Raw genomic sequence first — 26045 nt, 5'->3', positions numbered from 1 at the left:
GTCAAGCGCAGTTGCGATACCATCGCGCAGTACAAGGGAATTCGAATATTCTCCAAAAAGAGGGATCACCATGCCAAAGACCGCCGCCCCCCGTCGTGCGGAACGCCCGCTGCGGGCTCGCGACCCGCTTACCGTCGGCGAGGTGGCCGAGCGCAGCGGCATCGCGGTATCGGCACTGCATTTTTACGAATCGAAGGGGTTGATCGCCAGCACACGCAGCGCGGGCAACCAGCGCCGCTATCCGCGCGGCATCCTGCGCCGGCTGGCCGTGATCCGCGTAGCGCAGCGCATGGGCCTGCCGCTGGCGACCATCGCAGACGCGTTCACACATCTGCCCGCCAACAAGGCCCCCACGGTGGCCGACTGGCGCCGGCTGTCGGCAGCGTGGCGAGAGGACCTCGATGCCCGCATCCGCACGCTGACCATGCTGCGCGACCAGCTCGACGGCTGCATCGGCTGCGGGTGCCTGTCGCTGAAGGCATGCCCGTTGCGCAACCCGCAGGACATGCTGGCGCAGCAGGGCCCGGGGGCGCACATCGAGGAGGGCGGTTGCCAGCATCGGCAAAAAGCCATCAGGCGCTGAAGCAGCTATGCCCGCACCGGATCGTGACAACCCGACAACTTCGTGCAATCTGAAAAAGCCAATTGGATGCCGGCGTCCATGATGAATCCTGTTCGCAACCCCTGCTGACAAGGAGCAAATCATGAACACACTGAAGAAACTGCTGATTGGCGCCGCCATCGTCGCGGCTCCCGCCATGTCGTTCGCACAAAGCGTCCAAAGCGCCCAGGCCCCGGTTACCCGGGCCTCGGTACTGGCCGATCTGATCGCCGTGGAGAAGGCGGGCTACCACCCCGGCCGCAACGACGACGACTATCCCGCCGACATCCAGGCCGCCGAGGCCAAGGTCGCGGCGGAGCAGGGCATCCAGCCCGCGGCAGTGGCAAAGCCCGTCATCAAGGCGTCGATGCACGCCGCGAACACGGTGCCTCGCATCGACCGTCCGCGGAATGCGTTTTATGATGGGGCTTGAGGGTGAGCAGGGGCCAATCCGAAAGGCTTGGCCCCTTTGCGTTGTAAGGCTCGATCGAACCGCGTCAGAACAACGCGGCTTGATAGCCCCTACTGATTTTTCATTGCCTCGGCCAGGCGCGAGATGATTTCGCCCTCGCTCTTGAACGCCTTTTGCGCATAGGCCGCGTATTGTTCCGGGCCCATGTAGTTCGTGACCATGCCGTACTGGCGCGTCACGTTCAGGAACCTCGGGTCCTTGAGCGCGTTGCGGAAGGCCTCGTCGAGTCGTTTGACGACGGCCGGTTTCATATTGGCCGGGCCGATGATGCCGAATGGCGAGTTCGACCACACCGGGTAGCCGATTTCCTTCAGCGTCGGTGCATTCGGGAAGTCGGCTGCGCGCTTTTCTGACAGCGTCGCCAGCACGCGCATTTGGCCGTTCTGCACATAGGGCAGCAGCGTGTTGGACAGCACCGCCACATCGGACGACCCACTCAGCAACGCCGTAATGGCCTCGGCGTCGCCCTTGTACGGCACGTGCGTCCAGTTCGACTGCGACACGCGCGCCAGTTCTGAGATCGTCAGGTGCTGGCTGCCATAGATGCCGGTGGTGCCGTAGCTGATGCCTTTCTTGTTTGCCTTCGCATCGGCGATCAGTTCCTGCATGGTCTGCCACTTGGCGTCCTTCTTCACGGCCACGGCGAAGTTGTAGTCCGCGATCATCGACACGTAGGTCAGATCCTTGAGCGGGTCGTAGCGCATCTTCTGCACGTGCGGCAGGCGGAAGATCACCACGGGCGCCATGCTCAACGTGTAGCCATCGGGCTCGGTGGTCACCATCTGGGTGGCGCCCAGCGTGCCGCTGACACCGGGCTTGTTTTCCACGACGATGGACTGACCCAGTTCGCGGCCCGCCGCGTCAGCCAGGGCGCGTGCCACCTGGTCGGTCACGCCGCCGGCGCCGTACGGCACGATAAGCCGGATCGGACGGGTGGGGAATTCATCGGCAGCCAGTGCATGAGTGCCGGGCGATGCAGCCAGCGACAGGCCCGAAGCGGCCAGCACTACGCGGAAGAAGCGACGTCGTTGCATGAGGTTGTCTCCTGATTGTCTGCCGGATCGTGCATGTCCGGTCTGCGAGGTTGTTCGCGCAGTATGACAATGCCGCCGGGCGGCGGCTATCAGGAAACGGCGGGGGTGCGGTGCATATCCACCGATTTCATCGCCCGCATGCGGTGGCTGCATGCGGGCTCCGGCGGGGTACTGCCTAGCGGTTCTCGATCACGCGCGAGCGGATGAACGCGTCGTGTTCCATCAGCTTTTCGGCCCATCCTGCCGGCGGCACCAGGCTGATATCGGTAATGACATAGCCGATGTCGCCTTCGGTCTGCAGTTGCTGGGCTTCGATATTGGCGCCGATCTCGGCCAGCGCCTGGTTCAGGTGCGACAGCGTGCCGGGGCGGTTGTAGTGGATATTCAGCACCCGCGCCGGCGAGTCCAGCGGATTGGGCTGGATCTGCGGCAGGTTCACCGCGCCAATCGTGGCGCCGGTTTCCAGGAAGTTGGCGAGCTTGGTGGCCACTTCCACGCCGATATTCTCCTGGGCCTCTTCGGTGCTGCCGCCCACATGCGGCGTCAGGATCACGTTCGGCTTACCCTGGAGCGGCGTCACGAACGGGTCGGTATTGCTGCGCGGCTCTTCGGGGAATACGTCGATGGCGGCGCCGGCAATGTGGCCGTCGTCCAGCAGTTTCGCCAGCGCTTCGATATCGACCACGGTGCCGCGCGATGCGTTAAGCAGGATGCTGCCCGGACGCATTGCCGCCAGGGCCTTCGCGTTCAGCAGGTTGCGGGTCTGGGGTGTGGCCGGCACGTGCAGCGTCACCACATCGGCGGCGGCCAGGGCGTCTTCCAGCGAATGCATCGGCACCGCGCCGCCAATCGACAGGCGAGGGCGGATGTCGTAGAACACCACGCGCATGCCCATGGCTTCGGCCAGGATACCCACCTGCGCGCCGATATTGCCGTAGCCGATCACCGCCATCGTCTTGCCGCGGATTTCGAACGATCCCTTGGCCGATTTCTGCCATTGGCCCTGATGGGCCGCACGGCTTTTCTCGGGCACGCGGCGCATCAGCATGATGGTCTGGCCGATCACCAGTTCCGCCACCGAACGTGTATTCGAGAACGGTGCGTTGAACACCGGGATGCCGGCATGCGCGGCGGCGCCCAGGTCTACCTGCGACGTGCCGATGCAGAAACAACCCACGGTCAGCAGGCGCTGCGCGTTGGCAAAGTGTTCGGCGGTCAGGTGCGTGGCCGAGCGAATGCCCAGCAGGTCGTGGTCGCGTACGGCGGCCATCAGCGGTTCGCCGGCCAGCGCCTTGCTTTGCGTGGCGATGTCGATGTGGTGGCGGCCCAGCAGTTGTTGCCCGCTGGCGTGAATATTTTCGAGGAGGAGAGCGCTTGCCATGATTCGGGCGTGCTTCAGGAGAGTTGAGAAGGCATGTCAGGCGTCCTGTCCCGGACGCGCACATCCAGACCATAGCACCGAACCTTTCCCGTGCTGGCGATATGGGCAAGGCACATCCAAATGGATGTCATCATACAAGTGCTTGCTGCGAGGCAACTTTTCTCATAGGATGTCGGACAACTATAAAGGTCCATCTGGACCGATTCCACCATCCGATGAGGAGACAGCATGGACAAGAACAAGACGGGCGTTGACGCCGGGCGCCGCCACCTGCTCAAGGCTGGCGCCGCGCTAGGCGCAGCGGCCGCGAGCGGACAGGCGCTGGCGCAGGCGTTCGAATTCAAGGCCGCCCAGCGCTACCCCGACCCTGCCGTCGAGATCCTGGACCCGAGCTTCGGCAAGTACCGGCTGTTCAGTTCCACCGTGGAGCAGGTGGCCACGGGGTTCCGGTGGGTGGAAGGGCCGGTCTACTTTGCCGATGGCCGCTACCTGCTGTTTTCGGATATCCCGAACAACCGCATCATCAAGTTCGATGAGACGTCGAACCAGTGGAGCGTGTTCCGTTCACCGGCCAACTTCACCAATGGACACTGCCGCGACAGGCAGGGCCGGCTGGTCAGCTGCGAACACCTGACGCGGCGCGTCACGCGCACCGAATACGATGGCTCGATCACCGTGCTGGCTGACCGCTATCAGGGCAAGCGCTTCAATTCGCCGAACGATATCGTCTGCAAGTCGGACGGGTCGCTCTGGTTCACCGACCCGCCGTTCGGCATTGCCGGCGACTGGGAGGGCGACAAGGCGGCCTCGGAACTGCCGCACGCCGTCTATCGGATCGATCCGAAGGACAACAGCGTGACGCAGGTCATTGCCGACCTGAATGGTCCGAACGGCCTGGCGTTCTCGCCAGACGAGAAGAAGCTCTACATCATCGAATCGCGTGCCCAGCCTAACCGCGTGATGTGGGCCTACGACGTAGGCGCCGACGGCCAGCCTGGCAACAAGACCAGGCTGATCGACGCAAACGGCCCGGGCGCGCTCGATGGCTTCAAGGTCGACGTGGACGGCAATATCTGGGCCGGCTGGGGCAGCAGCGGCGCGCCGGGCGCCGATCCGTCGAAGCTCGACGGCGTGCGCGTGTTCAACGCGCAGGGCAAGGCGATTGGTCATATCCACCTGCCGGAGCGTTGCCCGAACCTGTGCTTCGGCGGGCCGAAGCGCAACCGCCTGTATATGGCCAGCAGCCATTCGGTGTACGCGCTGTATGTGGAGACGCGCGGCGCGGTCTGACCGTCGTCACGCATGGCAGGGCGGCAGCCCAGCTCCGTGCGCACGCGGGCCGGGCCGGTCGGCCATTATTTCCGCACGATCAGTCCGATTGCGATGGGTCGCTGGAACCAGCTTTCGTAACTGCCCTGGGCCAGTACGAAAACGCTGCCGGCGTACCGCCCGGCGGGCAGATCGGGATTATCTGCCGGGCGATATTCCAGTTCCAGGTCGCTTTGCTTGTCATAGCCGCCGCACGCAAAGGTGTTATTCATCCTGACCTTGCCGCATGTGCCGGTCTGGCGCCGCGCGCGCACCACGACGGGATAGCGTGCCGCAGTGCCCTGATCGGCAACCGTCACCGTCAATTTCGTGTCCTGCGATACCTGATCTACCACCATGGTCCGCGGTCCGCTGGCGTCCGACTGGGCGGGCACCAGAAAGCCAATCGTGCCACGCTGGATATGGCGATCCAGGCCGCGCACGCCCGTCAGCGTTCCCGGCCTGAGTTCGCCCGAGATTGCGGTCACGAATATCCGGATATTGGCCTTGATGGTTCGGCGATACGCCACATCTTTCCAGCCGAGCCGCTTCGACGGTGAGCTTGCCCTCATAAAGCCCTTCTGGCAGCCCGCGATTATCTTCGCGGTCGAAAAACAGTTCGAGCCGGCTGTTCTTGCGGTTCCGGCAGTCAACCGCCACGTTCATGGCCGCGTAGGTGCAGCCATTATGGCGGTAGCCCCGGATATTGACGTTTCGGCTCCGGCCATCGAGCCGGTTTGTCAGTTCGACCGAGAACATCGACCGATCTGACAGCCCCGCCGACCAGACCATCGACGCCGGGCCGCCCGTGACGCCATCCTGCTGGGGGACGATAAACCCTACGGTGCCTTTGTCCACTTCCCTGCCGAAGTCGATCGGAAACAGCAGGCTTCCGGTGCGTCGATTGCTGTTCCATTTGTCCAGCGTGCCGCTGACCACTGGAGACACTTCGCCATATCCTGCATCGGAGCGTCCGATCCGCATGTCGCTGACACGCACGACAATCGGCGCTTCGCTGGTGGTCGAATCCTTTCGTGCCGGCCGGTAGATGCCGGTTTTCAGATAGGGCGTGCGGTCGACGGACAGGTTATAGGCGTTCTGGCCCTTTTGCTGGTAGACCAGCGTGTCATCCTTCCAGATCTCGACGATGCCGCTGCTGTCGGTTGCCCATTTCGTGTGAATGACCCAATTGGTCAATATGCCAGGCACCACGCTGCCAGGGAGTTCGGTGCTCGAACGTTGAATATTGGCCGGCGTGCCCCACGCGCGCGCGACCACCCATTTGTCGCCTTTCTGATGAATCGCCAGGTTCGGGAAATTCCTGTTCACCTTGTCCTGGCCCATGACGGCATGCCATTGCAGGACGATATATCCGGCCTTGTCGGTAATCTGATCCACGGCGATGCGCGCGCCGTACCAGCGTTCCTGCAGCCCCTCTTCGGCAGGGAGGGCCAGTTCCGACCGGAATGTGCCCGGCGTGCCCGGCAGATGGAATTTCACCGGCAGGCGGCCCGACAATCCGGCCATGGCTTCCCTGGTGACGCGGTCGGAAGTCAGCGGACGCGCGGCGGGGTCGTACAGGGCATCGATCGAAAGCGTCCATTTCCTGAAATCGCCGCGAAAATCGTCCTGATAGATGATTTTCTTCGTGGTATCGAATACGTCCACCGGTTTGAGCTGCCGGGAGGCATATTGCGCATTCGCATCGGGCAGCAATGCATGGAATGCCCCGAACAGGGCGGCTGTTGCAAGACAGGCCCGCCAGCATTGGCGGGCGCGGAAACTCCCATTGATTCGCATAATGGTGAACTCCAGTACGGTGATGACGGAAGGGAGGAAGCAAGACGGGAAGGAAAATCCCGCGTCAGATTCCATCAGCACCGGCCGGTGCAATCGTTGCTTGCGGTCAATTCGGAAACCGTGGCCGAATGGATTTCAAGGCGATGCCACGATTCAAAAAAAACATTCAACTCGCGCACCTATAAAACTGAATTCCAGACGCGCTGGAATCTGAGAGGATGCTGCATCCCTTTTTTGTTACCGCAGCGCCCTCACACGCCCGCAAGGAGACCCCATGATTCGCGCACGCTCGGCCGTCTTCGGTGTCATGACCGTTGGGAGCCTGCTGTCGCCATTGGCCGGACACGCCACCGAAGGCGCGCTCGGGCGGCCGGTGGCGGGCACCAGCGTGTCGCCGAACGTTGGGGTGATTCCCGACCAGCCTGTGTGGATCGCCAATCTGCAGCAGCTCTATATGGATGGCTCGGTCGGCAGCGGCCGCGAGGTGCCGGTCGGCGGGCGAACCACCGCAGGCATCGATGCCAAGATCGCTTTCACGCTGGCAACGATCATGAAGGTCTGGGATACCGGGCCCGGTGCCTGGAATTTTGCGTCCAGCTTCACGCTGCCGTATGTCTGGACGACGGTGCACACCAGCGCCGTGTTCGCCGGCCCCGGCGGCAACACGTTCTCGCGTGGCGCTTCCGACCGTGCGTCGAACCTCTATGACATGTATTTCAGCCCGCTGATCGCCGGCTACCATTTCTCGAAGACCACCCATATGGCGTTGAGCTTCAACGTCTGGGCGCCCACCGGTCAGTACGACAAGAACGCGCTGGCCAATCCCAGCCTGAACAACTGGACCTTCGTGCCGCAGGTTGCCTTCACGCACCTGATGCCGGAATACGGGCTGGAGTTCAATGCCGTGGCGGCCTTCCAGTTCTATACGCGCAATACGGCCACCGACTACCAGAACGCGCCGCTGTTCACGCTGGACGTGATGGGCGTGAAGAAGTTTGGCAAGTGGGGGGCGGGTCTGGTGATGGGTACGATCCAGCAACTCGGCGACGATACCGGCCCCACGGCAGACCGCCTGAACGGCTTCCGCGGGCACGACTTCACGATCGGCCCGATCGTCACCTACGACACCAAGCTGGGCGGCAAGGCACCACTGTCATTCAGCCTGCGATGGGTGCCGACGGTGACCAGCAAGAACCGGCTCGACAGCACGGCCACCGTCATGGCCACGGCCACGCTGGTGTTCTGATTCCCGGCGAACGACTCGAAAATATCACTAAAGCATCACTTTCCTGTCATGTGACATTGTCATCATCGCGCCCAAAGATGAGCCGGTCAGTGCGGCTGGACCTTTGGGCGCGCCGATCCGTTGACGTTTGACCTCAAGGCCAAGGCAGCACGGCGAATTGGGTCGAAATATCAACAGGATAACGGGGAAGTTTCATGCGTCACATGAAGTCTGCAATCAGCCTGGCGGCGGCAATGACCGTCGCTTTTGCGTTCTACGGCTGCAACGGCAGCGACAACACCAGCAGCACCAGCGGCAACAATGGCGCCACGCCGCCCACCACCACGCCGACCACGCCTTCGACGCCACAGGCGGAAGTCACCGGCAAGTGGACCACGGGCGATCTGCATGTCCACACGACCGAATCCGACGATGCGCAAAGCAAGCTCGTCGACGTGCTGGACCAGGCCATGATCACCAACAACCTGGACTGGACCGCTCTCACGAATCACCTGCGCGTGTCCACGCGCGACCAGAACGGCACCGCCATCGTGGGCGGTCCGCTGCCGTTCTCGAAGGCCATGGCCGACTATGAAATCCCGGCCGTCCGCCAGCTTCAGGTCAATGGCAGCTATGTCAACAAGCTGATCTTCTCGGCGTTCGAATGGGACATGCCGACCCACGACCATATGAACGTGGGCATTTTCACGGGCGCGCCGCTGGCTACGGCCACCAAGGCCGCCAACCAGTTCGAGTATTACTTTACGAACCGCCCCGACACGTCGTTCGATGCGGTGGATGTCGCCAACTGGAACGCCGCCGGCACGCGTGCCTTTACGACCCACGCCGATGCCGTCAAGGCGGTGGCCTGGCTGCGTGACAACTTCCCGGACTCCAGCTACGCGCTGATCAACCACCCGTCGCGCAACCCTGGCAAATACACCGCCGCCGATTATCGCGAGTTCAACGATACCGCCCCGAACATCGCATTCGCCGTGGAAGGCATGGTCGGCAACCAGATGGAGCCGGACCGCGGTGGCTACAACTCTGCCTACATCGACGCCAACCTCAAGAGCCGCGTCTACGGCGGCGTGGACTACGTGGTGGCACAGGTTGGTGGCATCTGGGACGCGATGCTGGGCGACGGCCGCCGTTTCTGGAACGTGGGCGACTCCGACCACCACTTCAAGACCGTCGGTACCAACAGCAGCGGCTATTTCCCGGGCGAGTACGCCAAGACCTATGTCTGGATCGAGAACAAGAACACCGGCATCAAAGGTGTGCTCGAAGGCGTCCGTTCGGGCAAGATGTTCTCGGTCTTTGGCGACCTGATCAACGCGCTGGATTTCAACATTGCCAGCGGTGCCAGCAAGGGCGAGATGGGTGGTGAACTCAAGGCCAAGGCCGGCGAGACGGTGACCGTGACCATCCGCTTCAAGAGCCCGGACCGCAACAACTACCAGTATCCGATCAATGGTGGCGTCAGCGTCAACATGCGGCCGGTGGTGGACCATATCGACCTGATCGCCGGCGATGTGACGCCGCGCGCCGCGTCCGGCACGCCTGGGTACAGCAAGGACACCAACGACTCGACGAAGGTGGTTGCCACGTTCACGTCGGCCGACTGGAAGCTGGACAAGGACGGCTACAACACCGTGACCTACACCTACAAGGCCGCCAAGAACCAGTACTTCCGCCTGCGCGGCACCAATCTGGGCATGAATGTGGCCGGTGAAACGACCAACGGCAATCCGCTGCCGGACCAGCAGATCTCGATCACGGACGCCAACGCGCGCTTCGACGCGATCAACGCGCGCAACTACAACGACCTGTGGTTCTATTCGAACCCGGTGTTCGTGACGGTCGGTTCGTAAGGCCGATCATTGCCGGTCCTGCCTAGTGGCCCAGCGTCTGGAGCCAGAAGGGCAGGCCGGCGCCGGCCATGGCCACCGCCAGCGGGGCCAACTGGGCCAGGCCCGCGCCAAGGCTGCGCAGGGTGGGGTAACGCGGGGACAGGAGTTTGCTGGAACGTGACATGGTGCCGGGGTTGTGGGAATCTTGAGGGCATCATGCGCCGTGGTACCTGAATGGCACCTGAGCATTCCGTTCAGGCGCCGTTCAGCTTGCCCGGCCGAGAATGCCGCAAATGACTGCCTCGCCCCCTTCCACATCCGCCGTCACGGGCTTGCCCGCTTTCCGTCCCGCCGCACGCCTTCGCGGCGCCTGCCGCATGCTGATCCTGCTGGCCGTGCTGGGCGCGGCGGGCAGTGCCGGCGTGGCGCTGGCCGATACCGACGCCGACCGCGCCCGTGCGGCCCTGCGGTCCGGCGAGATCCTGCCCCTGGCGCGCATCCTGGACACCGTCTCGCGCCAGTATTCGGGCGACGTCATCGACGTGAAGCTGGACCGCGACGACGGCATCTGGCAATACGAAGTCAAGCTCCTGCTGCCCACCGGCACCGTCGCCAAGCTCGAATATGACGCACGCGATGCCAGGCTGCTCAAGGCCAAGGGCCACGATCTCGACCGCGCGCGCAAGCCCTGAACCGCCATGCGCATCCTCCTGGTCGAAGATGAAAGCACACTGGCCGCGCAGCTTGCGCAGGCGCTGACCCAGGCCGGCTACGCGGTGGATCATGCCGCCGACGGCATCGACGCCGAACACCTGGGCGCCGAACATCCCTATGACACGGTCGTGCTCGACCTGGGCCTGCCCCGGCTCGACGGCCTGACCGTACTCAAGCGCTGGCGCCAGGCCGGCAACGATGTGCCTGTGCTGATCCTGACCGCGCGCGACAGCTGGGTGGAGAAGGTGGAGGGCATCGACGCCGGCGCCGACGACTACCTGACCAAGCCGTTCCGCACCGAAGAACTGCTGGCCCGCATCCGCGCGCTGATTCGCCGGTCTGCCGGCCGCACATCGCCCACGCTGGCCTGCGGCCCCGTGCTGCTGGCGCCCGGCAGCGGCCAGGTCAGCGTGCACGGCAACCCGGTCACGCTGACCGCGCACGAGTTCAAGGTGCTGGACTACCTGATGCACCACCAGGGCACCATTGTCAGCAAGACCACGCTGACCGAGCATATCTACGCGCAGGATTTCGACCGCGACAGCAATACCATCGAGGTCTTCGTGGGGCGCCTGCGCCGCAAGCTGGGCGTCGACGTTATCGAGACCGTACGGGGCCTGGGCTACCGCATGCGGCCGCCGGCCGACGCTGCATGAAGCGCGCCTCCATCGCCCGGCGCCTGCTGGGCATTGCCACGCTGTGGATCGCCGGCACGCTGTGCACCACCGGCTGGCTGCTGGATACGCTGTTCGGCCGTCACGTCGACCGCACCTATATCGCCGAACTCGACCGCGACCTGACCAGCCTGACCGCCGCGCTCGAGTGGCGCGCCGACGGCAAGCTGGAACTGACCCGCCAGCCGGCCGATCCGCGCTTCGAACTGCCTTACGGCGGGGCCTACTGGCAGGCGTCGTCGGGCAGCCAGACGCTGCGCTCGCGTTCGCTCTGGGATGTCGATATCCCCGTGACCGTGGAACGCCGGGTTGGCGAGGGCGATGCCGATATCCGCGTAGGGCCGCGCGACCAGTCGCTGCTGGTGAAATCGCGCCGGCTGCAACTGACCGGCGCCGATGCCCCGGTCGACATTACTGTGGCACTGGACCGCACCGAGCTGCGGCAGGCCAAGCGATCGTTCCGGCATCTGCTGTGGCTGTCGCTCGGCGTGCTGGGCCTGGGCATCCTGGGCGCGGTATGGGCGCAGATCCGCTTCGGGCTGGCACCGTTATCGCGGCTGCGCGCGGCGGTGGCGCGGCTGCAGGCGGGCCAGGCGCCGACGCTGCAGGGCGCGTGGCCGGCCGAAGTACAACCGCTGGTCGACGAGATCCACCTGTTGCTGCGCCGCAATCATGAGGCCGTAGAGCGTTCGCGCCGGCAGGCGGCAGACCTGGCACATGCGGTCAAGACGCCGCTCGCCATTCTGGCGAACGATGCGGCAACATTGACCGCGCCGGCATCGCAGCGCGTAATGCAGCAGGTGGATGCCATGCGCCTGCAGGTAGACCGCCACCTGGCCCGTGCCCGGGCCGCCGGAGCGGGTGGGGCGGCCGGCGGCGCGGTGGCGGTACGGCCCGCCGTTGACGAACTGGTGCGCGCGCTGACCCGCCTGCACGCCGACAAGCCCATCGCCGTCGATATCGAAGGCCAGGCCAGCTTTGCCGGCGACCGCCAGGACCTGGTGGAAATGCTCGGCAACCTGCTGGACAACGCGTGGCAGTGGGCCCAGGCCAGGATTCGGGTCGACCTGGTGACGCAGGCCGCCGAGGTAGAGATCCGCATCGACGACGACGGCCCCGGCATGCCGGCCGCCGCGATGGCACAGGCCGTGCAACCGTATGCGCGGCTCGACGAGTCGGCCGAAGGCAGCGGGCTGGGGCTGGCGATCGTGCGCGATGTCTGCGCGCTATACGGCGGCAGCTTCGAACTGGCTACCTCGCCGCTGGGCGGGCTCGGGGTGCGCGTGCGGTTGCCTGCGGCGCCTGCGGGCTGATGGCTTTCCCCCGCTCTTGCACGGCGGGAGCGGGGCGGCGTCTCCCATCGGGTATCATCGCGCCCTTTGCTGTTTGCGGTTCCCGCTTTCCATCCCTTGTCTTCCGCCGTACCCCGCGCCGCGCAGGCCGTTCGCCGGCGCCAGCGCCCGCCGGTGGCCCCGGCGCGTTTGCTCGGGCCGCATCACTTTGCCTACTACCGTGGCTACCTGCAGGGTCTCGACCTTGGCCGGCTGGCCGCGCGCTATCTGACGCCGGGCCTCGATCTGCGCCAGGCACGCACCACGCTGGCCTGGATCGAAGCCGAACTGGCGCGCGGCATCAAGCGGCTGGCAACGCGCCCACGCGCCGATGGCGAAGCCGCCATCCTGACCGAGAAGACCTGGCTGGCGATGATCGTGCCGCCCGCCACCGAGAGCGCCACCGCACGCCAGACACGCCAGCGCAAGCTGCTGCGGGCGCTGGATGCGCTGCAGCCGCTGCTGCTGGTACGCCCCTTGCCGGGCGACGCCGTAGCCGGCTGGTTCACGCCGGCCATCGCGGCCCGGCTGGTGGCAACGGGCTGGACCACGCTGGGCGCACTCGGGGCAGCCGTCGCCGCCGATCCACGCGCCTGGTATCGCCACACGCACGGCATTGGCGAAGCCACCGCGCGCGAGGTCGAGGCATGGCTGCACGCGCAGGCGATGACGCCGCACCGTGCGGATGTGCCGGATGCGCCAGACGCTGGCCCGCAGGCGCTGGCCCCGCTCGAATCGCTGCGGCACGCGGCTGCACAGGCCGATGTCCGGATCATCCAGACCTGGCTGGAGGCGTACGGCCCGGAAGGCAGCCACACCTGGCGCGCCTATCGTACCCAGGCCGAGCGCTTCCTGCTGTGGGCCGTTTTCGTGCGGAACAAGACGCTGGCAAGCCTGGACGCCGACGATTGCCGCGCGTACCTGGCATTCCTGGCCGATCCACAACCGGCCGCGCAATGGGTGGGGCGGCGTGGCTCTGCGCGCAATGGCCCGGACTGGCGGCCGTTCGAAGGGCCGCTGTCGCCGTCAAGCATCGGCCATGCGGCAAGGATCCTGAAGACGCTATGTGCGTGGCTGGTCCGGCAGGGACACCTGCCCGACAACCCGATCGCGTCAGCCGCGCAGCCCGAAGCCACCGCCGCGCCACGCATCCAGGCCGATCGCAGTCTCAGCCGCACCCAATGGCAGCACCTGAAGCAGTACGTGGGCGCGCTGCCCGCCGATGATCCGCGCACGGTGCGCTTGCAGTTCATGCTGAGGCTTGTGCATGCCACGGGGCTGCGTGTCTCGGAGCAAGGGCAGCTGACCGTGGCGCATCTGTCGCAGACCGATGGCTGGCGGCTGCGCGTGCCGGGCAATCGGGCTCGCACCAACGACTTGCCCGAGACCGTGATCGACGCCTTGCGCGATCACATGGAAGCACGCGGGCTGGGGCGCGACGTCGAACGGTTGCCGGCCGCCACGCCGCTGATCGGCCGCGTGCTGCAGGAAGCCGATGACACGCCGCTGTCTGTCGCCCAGGTTGCGGCAATCTGGAAGCGCTGCTTCACGCGGGCGGGCCAGGCGTTGGCGGACCAAGATCCCACGGCGGCCACACGCCTCGCGCAGGCCAGCGCGCACTGGCTGCGGCACACGGCCGGCGCCCACGCGCTGGCGCGCGGCGTGGGCCGCAAGGCCGTGCAGCGCCAGCTGGGTCACGCGTCGGCCAGCACCACCGCGGCCTATGCCGACCCGGACCTGCACTGACCACCTTACCGACCACCTCACCGACCACCTCCCAGTCCGCGATCCCTGGCCGCTACACGTACTTGCCGGTCAGGCCCCCATCGACCACCAGCTCCGTGCCGGTCACATAGGCGGCCGCATCCGACGCCAGGAACGCGCAGGCGTGGGCCACATCCCATGCCGTGCCCATGCGCTGCAGCGGCACCTGCCGGCTGCGCGCCGCGCGGGCATCGTCAAGGCTGTCGGAGAACTGCTTCGCCACCGTGTGTGCAATGCGCGGTGTGTCGATCAGGCCGGGCACCACGCAGTTGGCGCGGATGCCCTGGCCCGCGTACTGCTGCGCGATCATGCGCGTGAACTGGATCACGGCCGCCTTCGTCACGCAATACGACAGGTGCGGATAGCCGAGGTAGCGCAGGCCGGCCACCGACGAAATCGTGACGATGGCACCGCGCCCGCGCTCGGCCATCGACGGCAGCACTTGCCGCGATGCCAGCAACAGACTGCGCACGTTGACGTTGTGGGCCGCGTCGAAGTCGTCCAGCGCGGTGTCGAGCGGGCCGCCCGGCTTGCCAATGCCGACGTTGTGATGCAGCACGTCCACCGGCCCGAACTGCTCGCGTGCCTCGGCAAACAACCGCACGACGTCGTCCTCGACCGCCACGTCGCCAACAAAGGTTTCAGCCTGGCCGCCTTCGGCGCGGATCAGTGCCGTGGTTTCGGCCGCCGACGCCGCGTCGCGATCGGCCACACAGACGCGCGCACCCAGGCGCGCGTAGGTCAGGCTGGCTGCCCGGCCGATGCTCCAGCCGGGGCCCGCCGAGCCACCGCCCGCCACGAATACGGTGCGGTCGGCCAGGCTCAGGGGCAGGGCGTTCGGGGGCATGGTCATGCGTGATTCCCATGCGGCGCGTTGCCCACGTAGGGAATCGCTTCATCGACCACATCCCAGATATAGCGGCCCGACGGGCTCTGCTGTTCCTCGACGATATGCGCGACCAGGCCTGCTGCGCGCGAAATCACCGCGAAACCGCGCATGACTGCCGTCGGCACGCCGATTTCGCCAAGCAGGGCGGCCACGGCGCCGGTGGCATTGATCGTGATCGCACGGCCATAGACCTCATCGACGGCGGCCGACAGGCGCTTCAGCGCACCGATATGTGCGCCAGCCAGATCCGTCTCGGCTTCGCCCAGTTCCAGCAGCTTGTAGGCGCGCGGGTCCACCGGCTTGTGCAGGTGGTGGCCAAAGCCGGGCACCGGGGCCTTGCGTGCCTTGCAGTCGCGGGCGATGGCGAGCGCTTCGGCGTCGGGGTCCTGCGCGGCCAGGATGCGGTCCAGCAGCTGCGAGCAGTTTTCCATGGTGCCGACAAACGAACTGCCCACCGCCAACAGCCCGGCCGACACCGCGCCCTGCAGGTTCTCGGGCGCGCTCATGTAGATCAGGCGCGTGGCAATCGCGCTGGGCGTCAGGCCGTGTTCCATCAGTACCACCAGCACCATGTCGGCGATACGCATATCCACGGGCCGTGGCTTGCGGCCCAGGATCTGCATCAGCATCACCTCGGTAAACGTGGTCTTGCCAAGCAGGTCTTCCACCAGGTCGGCGTCGCGATAGTGCAGGCTGGTCAGCGTATGGGTGCAGAGCCGGGTCACCGGCTTGTCTTGTTGGCTCATGCTTGTTCTCCGGATGGATGCGCGGCCAGGGCCTGGTCGCGCACGGTGTTCTTCAGTACCTTGCCGACGGTCGAGCGCGGCAGGCTGGTGTGGAAATGAATCTGCTTGGGCGTCTGCACCGGGCCCAGCCGTTCGCGCACGAACGCGATCAGGTCGGCGGCCGCCGCCTGGCAGCCTTCGCGCAGTTGCACCGCTGCGTGAACGGCCTCGCCCCATTTGTCGTCGGGCACGCCGAACACGGCGCATTCATGCACGGCCGGATGCTGGCCCAGCGCGTTCTCCACATCGATCGGATAGACGTTGAAGCCGCCCGTGATGACCACGTCGCGCAGGCGATCCTTCAGGTACAGGAAGCCACGCGCATCGATCAGGCCCCGGTCGCCGGTATGGAGCCAGCCGTCGATGATGGTGGCGGCGGTCAGGTCGGGGCGCTTCCAGTAGCCGGTCATGACCAGGTCGCCGCGCGCCACCACTTCGCCCACCTCGCCAGCAGGCAGCAGGCGGCCGTCGGGGGCCATGATCGCCACGTCGCTGAACCAGGTGGTGCGGCCCACGGACGCCAGGTTGCGCTCGTCTTCGAAATCGTCGGGGCCGATCACGGTCAGCAGCTGCGGCGCCTCGGTCTGGCCGTAGGTGGTGGCCACCACGGGGCCGAAGAAGTCGCGCGCCTGACGGATCTTCTCCGGCGGCATCGGCGCGCCGCCGTAGATCAGGCGGCGCAGGGCGGGATAGTCGGCGCGCGACGTGCCGGGCAGTGCCATCAGCATGTAGATCAGCGTGGGCGGCATGAAACAGACCGTGCCACGCCGGTTGCGGAACGCGGCACGCACCGCTTCGGCGCCGCTGCCCTCCATGATCACGTGGCAGCCGCCCTGGGCCAGGATCGGCATCACATAGGTGGACGTGCCATGCGTGATCGGCGCGGCCATCACGTAGCGATCTGCCTCGGTGAATCCCCACGCATGGATCTGGTTGACGATATTGGTCAGCCAGGCGCGATACGGCTGCATCACGCCCTTGGGCGCGCCGGTGGTGCCGCCCGTGAACTTGATGGCCTGTGTGGCATCGCGGTCCAGGTCCAGCACAGGGCGCGCCGCGCCGGCGTGCTGCGCGACGGCCGATGCGAGCGACTCGCCCGGGCCCGGCGCCTGATCGGTGTAGATGCGCGTGCCGGGCGCACCGTCGAGCAACGCTTCGCATGCCGCGTCCAGCACGACGATGCCTGGCGTGGTGGCGTCGACGATGCGCCGCAGTTCAGGCTGCGTGCTCTTGGGATTCAGCGGCACCCAGATCTTGCCGCTCGCCAGCACGGCCAGCAGCGCCACGATGTGCTGGGCCGAGTTGCCGGCGCAGATGCCCACGCAGCTCTGCGGTGCCGGGTCGAGCTTGATGAAGTGCGCGGCCAGCGCGGCCACCTGGGCGGCCAGCTCGCGGTAGCGCAAGGCGCCGTCCGGGGCGTCGATGGCGATGTTGTCGGGCCAGCGGTCGGCGGCGCGCCAGAACAGGTCGATCGGAAACATGGGACTCTCGGACTCCTTAGTTGACGCGTGCGCCCGATTGCTGCACCACATCGTGCCAGCGCTTGATCTCGGACATCGCGAAGGTGCGGCATTGCTCGGGCGTGCCGGGTTCGGGCGTGGCGGCGAGGTCGCGCATGCGTTCGCGCACGTCGGCATTGCCCAGCGCCTTGTTCAGCGCGGCGTTGAGGCGATCCACCACGGGGCGGGGCGTGCCGGCCGGCGCGGAGATGGCAAACCACGACTGCACGTCGAATCCCGGATAGCCCGATTCGGCCACCGTGGGCACGTCGGGCAGCAGCGGCATGCGTTGCGCGCTGGTCACCGCAATGGCGCGCAGCTTGCCGGACTTCACATGCGGCAGCGCCGACGGCGTGTTGTCGAACATCGACTGCACCTGGCCGCCCATCAGGTCGGTCACGGCCGGGGCGCTGCCCTTGTAAGGCACGTGCAGCATGTTGGCGCCGCTGCGGGTGCGGAAGATCTCGCCGGACAGATGGATCGACGACCCGCTGCCCGATGACGCGAACGTCACACCGTTGGGCGATGTCTTCGCCAGCTTCACGTAGTCGGCCACGGTCTTCACCGGCAGGGCGGGATTGACCACCAGCACGTTGGGAATACGGGCGATCATGCCGACCAGCTCGAAATCCTTGGCCGGGTCGTAGTTGAGCTTGTCGTACAGCGTGGCGTTGATGGTGTTGGCGATGGTGTAGACATACAGCGTGTAGCCGTCCGGCGTGGCCTTGGCGACCACCTCGGCACCCACGTTGCTGTTGGCCCCGGCGCGGTTTTCCACCACCATCGGCTGGCCCAGCGCCTCGCCCATCTTCTGCGCCACCAGCCGGGCGAGCACGTCGGTGGCACCCCCGGCCGCGTAGCCAACCACCAGCCGCACCGGGCGGGTGGGGAATGCGGGATCGGCGGCCAGCGCCGGGGAAGCCCCGCACACCAGCGTGGCGGCAACGGCAACGGTGCCGGCAAGGACATGGCTGAACAGGCGCCTGCGCGCTCGGCTGCGGATGGTCATGATGGCTGTCTCCTGTTTTTGGATATCGTGGCCGGCGGACGCTTGGGCGTGGCTTCTGCGGCATACTGCGGACTGCATCCCGGCCAGCCAATTCTTTCCCATGCGTTCTCGTACTGCGAATCAGAACGTCCGCCAGGCGGACGATCAGGGCCAATCCGTCGAAGAGGGCGCACGCGCCTTGCGGCGTGGCCTAACGCTGCTGGATGCCATCCTGGCGGGCGGCAAGGACGGCTTGCGCGTGGTGGACCTGTGCCGCGCCGCAGAGTTGGAGCGGCCTACCGTCTACCGGCTGCTCGCCACGCTGATCGAGTGTGGCTATGTGGTGCAGCGCGGGCGCTTCCGGTACGTAAAGGGCCCGCGCCTCGCGGCGCTGCCGCAGCGCGGCGAGTCGGCCGACCTGGCCGAGCGGCTCCATCCGGTACTGGCCCGCATCAGCCAGGCCTGCGGCGATGCAGCATTCGGGATCGTCCGCGACGGGGCGCTGTCGCGCTGCATCGCGCGCCATGTCGGCACGCATCCGGTGCAGGTACTGGTGATCCAGGTCGGTACCCGCCAGCCGCTGGGGGTGGGCGCCGCCGGGCTGGCGCTGCTGGCGGCCCTGTCCGATGGCGCCGTGGACGACGTGATCGCCACCAATGCCGACGCGCTGGTGCAATACGGCGGCATGACGCCCGACCGCATGCGCATCCTGATCCGCGCCACGCGCGAGCGCGGCTACTCGGTCATCGGCAACCACGCCACGCGTGGCGCACTGGCGGTGGGCATGGCCGTTGCGGATCGCGATGGCGAACCCGTGGCCGGTATCAGCGTAGCCACCACGCTGGCCCGTATGCCGCGCGAGCGGCAGCAGTTGCTGGCCCGTGTGATGCGCGATGCGGTGCGGGATCTGCTGCCGGAAGGGTTGTAGCCTCGGCGGCCGGTTACCGAAATCGCTAAATATCGGCGCCAAAAACTCTGAATTCGGATTCCGACGGCCTCGGCGTAACCTGCCCGCATGCAGTCGGTCCGGCCTGGTCCGGCCCGGCCTGTTCCGACGCGCCATGGGGAGGACCCGTCCGGTGAACGATCTGGCCGATATCGTCACGCCGCCCCCGCCATCCTGGTTTCCCCAGACGGCGGGCTGGCTCGTGGCCGGCATTTGCGTGCTCTGCGCCTTGCTGTGGCTGGGCTGGCGAATGTGGCGCCACTGGCGCGCCAACCGTTATCGGCGAGCCGCGCTCAGGGAACTGGGCCGTCTGCAGGCCGGGTTGGATGCCGATGGCCCTGATGGTGCGGATCGCGCGCAGGCGCTGCTGGGGCTGGCGGAACTGCTCAAGCGCACCGCGCTGGCAGCCTGGCCGCGCGAGACCGTGGCAGCCCTGTCCGGCGCGTCCTGGCGCGATTTCCTGCTGGCCCACGCCGGCCGCGCGACGGATGCCGTGCCGCCGCTGGCCGCCCTGATCGAAACCGAATACCTGAACCGCTCCGCGCTCGGACACTGGCCGGCACAGCAGACCCGTGACACGGCTGCTGCCTGCCGCCGCTGGATCGCCGAACATCAGGCGCCGCCCGCATGATCGCGTTTGCCTATCCGTGGCTGTTCGTGCTGCTGCCCCTGCCGCTGCTGGTGTGGTGGCGGGTGCCGCCGTATCGCGAAACCAGCGCATCGGTGCGGCTGCCGTTCTTTGGCGAGGTCGCCAGCGCGGCCGGGCTGCAGCCCGCCGCCGGCGCGCATGTGCCACGGCGCAACCTGGTGCAGCATCTGCTGGCGCCGCTGGCATGGGCCCTGATCGTAGTGGCGCTGGCGCGGCCGCAGTTCCTGGAGCCGCCGGTCTACAAGAGCGAACCCGTGCGTGACCTGCTGCTGGCCCTGGACCTGTCGCAGTCGATGGACACCCGCGACTTCAAGGATCCCGCCGGGGTGGTCGAAGCACGCGTGCAAGCCGTTCGGCAGGTAGTGAGCGATTTCGTGGCCCACCGGCCCGGCGACCGCATCGGGCTGATCGTGTTTGGCGACGCACCATATCCGCTGGCGCCGTTCACGCTCGACCACGCACTGGTGCGCACGCTGATCGACGACATGGTGCCCGGCATGGCCGGCGCCAGCACGTCGCTGGGCGATGCCATCGGGCTAGGCATCAAGATGTTCGACAACAGCCAGGCCGCCGAGAAGGTGCTGATCCTGCTGACCGACGGCAATGACACGGCCAGCCGCATGCCGCCAGCGCAGGCAGCGGACATCGCCCGGACGCGCGGCGTGGTGGTGCATACCGTGGGCATTGGCGATCCTGCCGCCACTGGCGAACAGAAGGTGGACCTGCAAACGCTGCAGCGCATCGCCAGCACCACGGGCGGCCGCTACTTCTTCGGCGCCGACCAGACCGCGCTGGCATCGATCTATGCCACGCTCGACCGCGTTACACCACACAAGGAAAAGACGTTGAGCTGGCGCCCGCGCCGCGAACTGTTCATGTGGCCGCTAGGCGCCGCCGTGCTGCTGGTGCTGGCGTACCAGGTGGCCATGGCAGGCTATGCGTACGCGCTGGCACGCGCGCCGGGGTCGAACGTGCGCAAGGAGCCCGCTGCATGAGCAATGGCTTCCAGGCGCTGACCCAGTTCCATTTCCTGCGGCCCGCGTGGCTGCTGGTGCTGATTGCCGCCGTGTGGCTGCCGTGGGCCGTGAGCAGGCAAGCCGACGTGCGGCGCCGCTGGCGCGGGACCATCGCGCCGCATCTGCTCGACGCGCTGGTCGTGCGCGAAGGCCGCCATCGCACGGTGCGCCCGGTGCATATGACGGCGCTGGCGCTGGCGCTGGGCGCGCTGGCGCTGGCCGGGCCCACGTGGGAACGCGAGCGGCCGCCGTTCCTTTCGGACAAGGCGCCGCTTGCCATCGCCGTGGACCTGACGCCCGACATGAACGCGATCGACCTCACGCCAACGCGGCTGGAGCGCGCCAAGCTCAAGATCAAGGCGCTGCTGGCCCACCGCGACGGCGGCCGCACGGCGCTCTATGCCTACGCCGGCTCCACCCATCTGGTGCTGCCGCTGACCGACGACGCGGCATTGCTGCAGACCTTTGTCGATGCGCTGCAGACCGCGATCATGCCCGTGCCGGGCAAGGACACGGCGCGGGCGATCCAGACCATCGGCGCGGCATTGTCGAAGGAACCGGTGCCCGGCACCATCCTGCTGCTGACCGATGGCGTGGAGCCTGCCGCCATGGCGGCCCTGCAGCAGCGCGACAAACGCACGCAGATCGTGGTGCTTGCCATTGGCACCGCCGCTGGCGGCCCGCTGAAGGCTGGGGACGGTGCAGCGCCCGGGCTCGACGCCGCGGCGCTGCACCGCCTGCGCGACACTGGCGTACCTGTGGCAACGGTGACCACCGACAGCGACGACGACGTGGCCTGGGTACAGCGCCACGTCCAGTCGCACGTGGAGCAGGCCAGCGCCCAGGACACGCTGCGCTGGCACGACGCAGGCTGGCCGCTGACCATTCCCATCGCGGTGCTGGCGCTGCTCTGGTTCCGCAAGGGCTGGACCATCCGCTGGCTGGCGTCGCTGGCCCTGGCCGTGCTGGTGGCGGCGCCCCGCGGCGATGCGCTAGCACAGGCCAGCCCGCCGGAACGCGGCTGGCAATTTGTTGATCTATGGCTGACGCACGACCAGCAAGGCCGGCGCGCCTTTGCGCGCGGCGACTACGCGGCGGCGGCCACATTGTTCGATGACCCGATGTGGCGCGGCGTGGCGTACTACCGCGCTGGGAAGTTCGACGAGGCGACCCGGGCCTTCGAGCAGATCAGCTCGACCGACGCCCAGTTCAACCTTGGCAATGCACTGGCCCGGCAGAACAAGTACCCGGAAGCCGCCGCCCGCTACCGGCTGGTGCTGCAGCAGCGCCCCGGCTGGCCGCCCGCGCAGCGCAACCTGGCGCTGATGCAGCAGGCCATCGAGCGCCAGAAGCAGGCCGAGAAGAACGACAAGGGCGACGAGGAACCGCCCGACCTGAAGCCCGACCAGATCGAACTGGACCCCAGCAAGCCGCCACCGCCGCCGGGCGGTGAGAAGACACAGCAGGGGCTGGTGCAGCAGAACGCCGACATGTGGATGCGCGCGATCCAGACCTCTCCCACGATGCTGCTGGCGCGCAAGTTCGCGTTGCAGTCACAGGCCCAGGCCCGGCCATGACGATGCGCTGGCTGGCGGTTCTGCTGCTGTTCCTGTCCGGCGTGGTCCAGGCCGCCGCGCCCACGGTGCGGGTGCGGGTGCTGGGCCAGCAGCCCGTGGTGGCCGGGCAGTCGGTACAGATCGAGGTCACGATCCTGACACCGAATTTCTTCCTGTCGGCGCCCGCATTTCCGGCGCTGCAGGTGCCCGGTGCCGTGGTGACGATGCCGGACGAGCGGGGGGTGAACTCCACCGAGACCATCGATGGCACCAGCTATGCGGGCATCCGCAAGATCTACGTGTTCACGCCGCAGACCGGGGGCGATTTCACGCTGCCGACGCCCGAGATTCACTTCCGGTGGTCCGGCGATGGCGGCAAGCCACAGGATGCCACGGTGACGCTACCGGCCATCACGATCCATGCCGGCGGGCAAGGGAACGATAGCCAGGGCGCCGGGCCTTCGGCTTCAGCTTCAGCTCCGGCCGCCGCGCCCCTGCTGCCGGCCGCGCCCATCCACATCGGGCAGACCTTCGACCAGCCTGTCAGCGGCAAGGATGCCCACTTGCGGGCCGGCGATGCACTGGTACGGACCATCACGATCTTTGCGCCCGGCACGCCCGCGATGATGATCGAGCCACCGCAACTGGCCGCGCCACGCGGGGTGCGGCAGTTCCGCGCCGATCCACAACTGCAGGATGGCGTTGCCGCCAGCGGCGACGAGCCGGCCGGCACAAGCGGCGGGCGGCGTGTGGAGACCATCACCTATGTGTTCGAAGGCAGCGGCCATTACACGCTGCCGGCGGTTTCCGTGGCGTGGTACGACCCGGCCACCGGCAAGCGCGCGCAGTCGTCCGCGCCAGCCGTGACCATCGACGTCGCACGCGCCGCCCCCGGGCTGGGGTTGGCGCCCTCCGGTGGGGCGCCGCTGCAGATCCCGGATTGGCTCGACTGGCGGTGGGTGGCGCTGCTGGCAGGCGTGTTGATCGGGGCGGGCTACGCGGCATGGCGCTGGCACAAGGGCTGGCGTCCGCACGGCCGGCGCGCGCATGGGGACGGGCCGCACCGCCGCAATGCGCCCCCGCTGCCGCCACTGAATCCGTAGTTCACAAAATCATTCAGATCAAAGTTCCAAAAGTTTGCATTCCGCTCTGGCAGCGACCCCGCCCATACTGGGATGGCTGGATCAGGTGATCGAATCGTATCGTGCAAGGAGTGTCGATGGGACGGAAGCAGCAAGGCAGGGCCATTGCCACCGCCACGCCGGTCTGGCGCCAACGCGTGTGGCTGGTGGCGCTTGCGCTGGGCATGGTCGCGGCCGGTGCCGGCGGTACCTGGTGGTACCACGCGAAGAGCGCGCGCACCGATGCCCCGGCTATCCGTGCCGGCGATGGCGTAAGTGGCCCGCGCGGCATGGTCCATGTCCCCGGCGGCGATTTCCAGATGGGCAGCGACCACAAGATGGCGCAAGCCAATGAACGCCCCGCGCACAAGGTCCACGTGAACGGCTTCTGGATGGACCAGCACCACGTGACCAATGCCGAATTCCGCAAGTTCGTCGCCGCCACCGGCTACCTGACCACGGCCGAGCGCAGGCCGGACTGGGAAACCATCAAGGTGCAGTTGCCGCCCGGTACGCCACGTCCGCCTGACAGCGCGATGGTTGCCGGCGCCATGGTCTTCGTCGGCACCAACAGCCCGGTGCCGCTGCGCGAGTACTGGCGCTGGTGGCGCTTTGTGCCCGGCGCCGACTGGAAGCATCCGAACGGCCCCGGCAGCAATATCGACGGCAAGGACAACCACCCCGTGGTGCAGGTCTCGTACGAGGACGTGCAGGCCTACGCGCGATGGGTGGGCAAGCGCCTGCCCACCGAGGCCGAATGGGAATTCGCCGCACGCGGTGGCCTGGAACAGTCCACCTACGCCTGGGGCGACCAGTTCGCGCCCGATGGCCGCCAGATGGCCAACGTCTGGCAGGGGCAGCAGGTGCAGCCATTTCCGGTGGTCAGCGCCAAGGCCGGCGGCGCGGCGGGCACCAGCCCGGTGGGTACCTTTCCGGCCAATGGCTACGGCCTCTACGACATGACCGGCAACGCATGGCAATGGGTCGCCGACTGGTACCGGGCCGACCAGTTCCGGCGCGAAGCCCGCGTGACCACGGCCGCGCTGCAGAACCCGGCGGGCCCGGCCGATTCGTGGGACCCGACCGAACCCGGTGTACCGGTGTCTGCGCCCAAGCGTGTCACGCGCGGCGGGTCGTTCCTGTGCAACGAGGATTTCTGCCTGAGCTATCGGCCCAGTGCACGGCGTGGCACCGATCCGTACACGAGCATGTCGCACCTGGGGTTCCGGCTGGTGATGGATGACGGCACCTGGGCCGAAGCCCGCCGGCAGCCCGCGCTTGCCGCACGCCCGTAAGCCGCTTCCCGTTTTGACGATCAAGGAGGAACGCACGATGCCATTCGCCTGGGCAGGAAGCCATCGGCTTGTTCGCCGTGCGGTGTCCGATGTAAAGGCAGCCGCCGTCCTGGCAATGCTGCTGGCGGCGCTGGGAGGCTGTGCGTCGGGGCCCGGTGCGGATGGGTCGGCCAGCGCGCAGCCTGCGGGAACGGCCACTGCGGCCAGTGCCGCAACGGCGTTGCCATCGTGGCGCGACGGCGCGGCGCGCCAGGCCATCGTCCACTTCGTCGAAGCGGTCACGCGGCCAGGCACGCCTGAGTACGTGCCGCCTGCCGAGCGCATCGCCGTGTTCGACAACGACGGCACGCTGTGGAGCGAGCAGCCGCTGTACTTCCAGTTCTTCTTCCTGCTCGACCAGATTCGCGCCGCCGCGCCCCAGCATCCCGAATGGAAGAACAACCCTGCCTTCAAGGCGCTGATGGCCAATGACATGGCCGGGCTGATGCGCGAGGAAAAGCGCCTGCTGCCGTTGATCGCCCAGGCCAACAGCGGCATGACGGTGGACGAGTACGACCGCACGATCCGCGCCTGGCTGGATACCGCGCGCCACCCGAAATTCAACCGGCCCTATACCGACCTGGTGTTCCAGCCGCAGATCGAGCTGCTGAACTACCTGCGGGCCAACGGCTTCAAGACGTTCATCGTGTCGGGCGGCACCATCGAGTTCATGCGGCCGTGGTCGGAGCGTGTGTACGGCATCCCGCCCGAGCAAGTGGTGGGGTCCACGCAGACCGTGACTTACGAGGTGCGCAATGGCCAGCCCACGCTGCTGCGCGGCCCCAAGCTCGAATTCATCAATGACGGCGCCGGCAAGCCGGTGGGCATCTATCGGCAGATTGGCCGGCGGCCGATCCTGGCCGTGGGCAATTCCGACGGCGACCTGCAGATGCTGCAGTACACGATGGCCGGCACCGGCCAGCGCCTGGCCGTGCTGGTCCACCACGACGATGCCGAGCGCGAGTTTGCGTACGACCGCAAGTCGGGGATCGGCAAGCTCGACAAGGCGCTGGACGAGGCGCTTACGCGCGGCTGGACCGTCATCAGCATGAAGCAGGACTGGGCGCGCATCTATCCATTTGCCCAGCCCTGATCCTGGCGATTT

25 protein-coding genes are annotated in these 26045 nt (G+C 66.9%); 16 read left to right on the top strand and 9 right to left on the bottom strand.

Annotated features, from left to right (window positions below; translation table 11 throughout):
- The first annotated feature begins 70 nt into the window (after window positions 1-70).
- Window positions 71-583 (top strand): redox-sensitive transcriptional activator SoxR, encoded by a 513-nt coding sequence (gene soxR, locus ACOABP_RS19065; protein ID WP_474229497.1) that lies wholly within the window; start codon window positions 71-73, stop codon window positions 581-583.
- Between the two features lie 121 nt (window positions 584-704).
- Window positions 705-1034 carry a DUF4148 domain-containing protein gene (locus tag ACOABP_RS19060; protein ID WP_474229496.1) on the top strand — a complete coding sequence of 110 codons (330 nt, stop codon included), beginning with the start codon at window positions 705-707 and terminating at the stop codon, window positions 1032-1034.
- Window positions 1035-1123: 89 nt separating this feature from the next.
- Here the strand turns inward: ACOABP_RS19060 and ACOABP_RS19055 are convergent, their stop codons facing one another.
- Together ACOABP_RS19055 and serA are read right to left on the bottom strand one after the other, a co-directional pair.
- Window positions 1124-2107 (bottom strand): tripartite tricarboxylate transporter substrate binding protein, encoded by a 984-nt coding sequence (locus ACOABP_RS19055; protein WP_474229495.1) that lies wholly within the window; start codon window positions 2105-2107, stop codon window positions 1124-1126.
- 175 nt (window positions 2108-2282) lie between these two features.
- Window positions 2283-3488: a phosphoglycerate dehydrogenase gene (gene serA, locus ACOABP_RS19050; protein ID WP_474229494.1), complete on the bottom strand. Its 1206-nt coding sequence runs from the start codon at window positions 3486-3488 to the stop codon at window positions 2283-2285.
- A 228-nt stretch (window positions 3489-3716) separates the two neighbouring features.
- On the opposite strand from serA, the gene ACOABP_RS19045 reads away from it, so the two are divergent.
- Complete coding sequence (locus ACOABP_RS19045; RefSeq protein ID WP_474229492.1) at window positions 3717-4778, top strand: SMP-30/gluconolactonase/LRE family protein; 1062 nt, start codon at window positions 3717-3719, stop codon at window positions 4776-4778.
- 65 nt (window positions 4779-4843) lie between these two features.
- Here the strand turns inward: ACOABP_RS19045 and ACOABP_RS19040 are convergent, their stop codons facing one another.
- Complete coding sequence (locus tag ACOABP_RS19040; protein WP_474229490.1) at window positions 4844-5029, bottom strand: hypothetical protein; 186 nt, start codon at window positions 5027-5029, stop codon at window positions 4844-4846.
- Window positions 5022-6671: a heparin lyase I family protein gene (locus tag ACOABP_RS19035; protein ID WP_474229488.1), complete on the bottom strand. Its 1650-nt coding sequence runs from the start codon at window positions 6669-6671 to the stop codon at window positions 5022-5024. The genes ACOABP_RS19040 and ACOABP_RS19035 overlap by 8 nt, the downstream gene beginning before the upstream one ends.
- Before the next feature lie 199 nt (window positions 6672-6870).
- Between ACOABP_RS19035 and ACOABP_RS19030 the strand changes: the two genes are divergently transcribed.
- On the top strand, window positions 6871-7842 hold the full coding sequence (locus ACOABP_RS19030) for a SphA family protein (protein ID WP_474229486.1): 972 nt from the start codon (window positions 6871-6873) through the stop codon (window positions 7840-7842).
- A gap of 203 nt (window positions 7843-8045) precedes the next feature.
- Window positions 8046-9695: an S-layer protein gene (locus ACOABP_RS19025; RefSeq protein WP_474229485.1), complete on the top strand. Its 1650-nt coding sequence runs from the start codon at window positions 8046-8048 to the stop codon at window positions 9693-9695.
- Window positions 9696-9717: 22 nt separating this feature from the next.
- On the opposite strand, the gene ACOABP_RS19020 is transcribed toward ACOABP_RS19025, so the two are convergent.
- Complete coding sequence (locus ACOABP_RS19020; RefSeq protein ID WP_156546119.1) at window positions 9718-9858, bottom strand: hypothetical protein; 141 nt, start codon at window positions 9856-9858, stop codon at window positions 9718-9720.
- 109 nt (window positions 9859-9967) lie between these two features.
- Here ACOABP_RS19020 and ACOABP_RS19015 point away from each other — a divergent pair, with 109 nt between their 5' ends.
- The 4 genes from ACOABP_RS19015 (at window position 9968) to ACOABP_RS19000 (ending at window position 14139) form a co-directional block, all read left to right on the top strand.
- Window positions 9968-10366, top strand: a complete 399-nt coding sequence (locus tag ACOABP_RS19015; RefSeq protein WP_474229483.1) for a PepSY domain-containing protein — start codon at window positions 9968-9970, stop codon at window positions 10364-10366.
- A 6-nt stretch (window positions 10367-10372) separates the two neighbouring features.
- Window positions 10373-11044 (top strand): response regulator transcription factor, encoded by a 672-nt coding sequence (locus ACOABP_RS19010; protein WP_474229482.1) that lies wholly within the window; start codon window positions 10373-10375, stop codon window positions 11042-11044.
- Window positions 11041-12375, top strand: coding sequence for a sensor histidine kinase (locus tag ACOABP_RS19005; RefSeq protein ID WP_474229481.1), 1335 nt, complete (start codon window positions 11041-11043; stop codon window positions 12373-12375). The genes ACOABP_RS19010 and ACOABP_RS19005 overlap by 4 nt, the downstream gene beginning before the upstream one ends.
- Before the next feature lie 96 nt (window positions 12376-12471).
- Complete coding sequence (locus ACOABP_RS19000) at window positions 12472-14139, top strand: tyrosine-type recombinase/integrase (protein WP_474229480.1); 1668 nt, start codon at window positions 12472-12474, stop codon at window positions 14137-14139.
- A 52-nt stretch (window positions 14140-14191) separates the two neighbouring features.
- On the opposite strand, the gene ACOABP_RS18995 is transcribed toward ACOABP_RS19000, so the two are convergent.
- Genes ACOABP_RS18995 through ACOABP_RS18980 form a run of 4 tightly spaced genes read right to left on the bottom strand, consistent with a single transcriptional unit; the run spans window position 14192 to window position 18339 of the window.
- Window positions 14192-15010, bottom strand: a complete 819-nt coding sequence (locus tag ACOABP_RS18995; protein WP_474229479.1) for an SDR family NAD(P)-dependent oxidoreductase — start codon at window positions 15008-15010, stop codon at window positions 14192-14194.
- Window positions 15007-15792 carry a citryl-CoA lyase gene (locus tag ACOABP_RS18990; RefSeq protein ID WP_474229477.1) on the bottom strand — a complete coding sequence of 262 codons (786 nt, stop codon included), beginning with the start codon at window positions 15790-15792 and terminating at the stop codon, window positions 15007-15009. The genes ACOABP_RS18995 and ACOABP_RS18990 overlap by 4 nt, the downstream gene beginning before the upstream one ends.
- On the bottom strand, window positions 15789-17312 hold the full coding sequence (locus ACOABP_RS18985) for a class I adenylate-forming enzyme family protein (RefSeq protein WP_474229475.1): 1524 nt from the start codon (window positions 17310-17312) through the stop codon (window positions 15789-15791). Before ACOABP_RS18985 ends, ACOABP_RS18990 begins: the two co-directional genes overlap by 4 nt.
- Before the next feature lie 16 nt (window positions 17313-17328).
- On the bottom strand, window positions 17329-18339 hold the full coding sequence (locus tag ACOABP_RS18980) for a Bug family tripartite tricarboxylate transporter substrate binding protein (protein ID WP_474229474.1): 1011 nt from the start codon (window positions 18337-18339) through the stop codon (window positions 17329-17331).
- Between the two features lie 100 nt (window positions 18340-18439).
- Here ACOABP_RS18980 and ACOABP_RS18975 point away from each other — a divergent pair, with 100 nt between their 5' ends.
- The 7 genes from ACOABP_RS18975 (at window position 18440) to ACOABP_RS18945 (ending at window position 26033) form a co-directional block, all read left to right on the top strand.
- On the top strand, window positions 18440-19246 hold the full coding sequence (locus ACOABP_RS18975; protein ID WP_474229472.1) for an IclR family transcriptional regulator: 807 nt from the start codon (window positions 18440-18442) through the stop codon (window positions 19244-19246).
- 151 nt (window positions 19247-19397) lie between these two features.
- Window positions 19398-19895 carry a DUF4381 domain-containing protein gene (locus ACOABP_RS18970; protein WP_474229470.1) on the top strand — a complete coding sequence of 166 codons (498 nt, stop codon included), beginning with the start codon at window positions 19398-19400 and terminating at the stop codon, window positions 19893-19895.
- Entirely contained in the window at window positions 19892-20908 is a 1017-nt protein-coding gene (locus tag ACOABP_RS18965; protein WP_474229469.1) for a vWA domain-containing protein, read from the top strand. Before ACOABP_RS18970 ends, ACOABP_RS18965 begins: the two co-directional genes overlap by 4 nt.
- The gene (locus ACOABP_RS18960; protein ID WP_474229467.1) at window positions 20905-22506 is read left to right on the top strand and encodes a VWA domain-containing protein; all 1602 of its coding nucleotides are present in this window, start codon (window positions 20905-20907) and stop codon (window positions 22504-22506) included. Before ACOABP_RS18965 ends, ACOABP_RS18960 begins: the two co-directional genes overlap by 4 nt.
- Window positions 22503-23588 (top strand): BatD family protein, encoded by a 1086-nt coding sequence (locus ACOABP_RS18955; RefSeq protein WP_474229465.1) that lies wholly within the window; start codon window positions 22503-22505, stop codon window positions 23586-23588. The genes ACOABP_RS18960 and ACOABP_RS18955 overlap by 4 nt, the downstream gene beginning before the upstream one ends.
- Before the next feature lie 116 nt (window positions 23589-23704).
- Window positions 23705-24901 (top strand): formylglycine-generating enzyme family protein, encoded by a 1197-nt coding sequence (locus tag ACOABP_RS18950; RefSeq protein WP_474229464.1) that lies wholly within the window; start codon window positions 23705-23707, stop codon window positions 24899-24901.
- A gap of 115 nt (window positions 24902-25016) precedes the next feature.
- Window positions 25017-26033 (top strand): HAD family hydrolase, encoded by a 1017-nt coding sequence (locus ACOABP_RS18945; RefSeq protein ID WP_474230441.1) that lies wholly within the window; start codon window positions 25017-25019, stop codon window positions 26031-26033.
- The last annotated feature ends 12 nt before the right edge of the window (window positions 26034-26045 follow it).

This window comes from Cupriavidus sp. HE11, assembly GCF_056097175.1.
The sequence above is the reverse complement of the archived record's forward strand: the minus strand, read 5'-3'. Positions and strand labels throughout refer to the sequence as shown.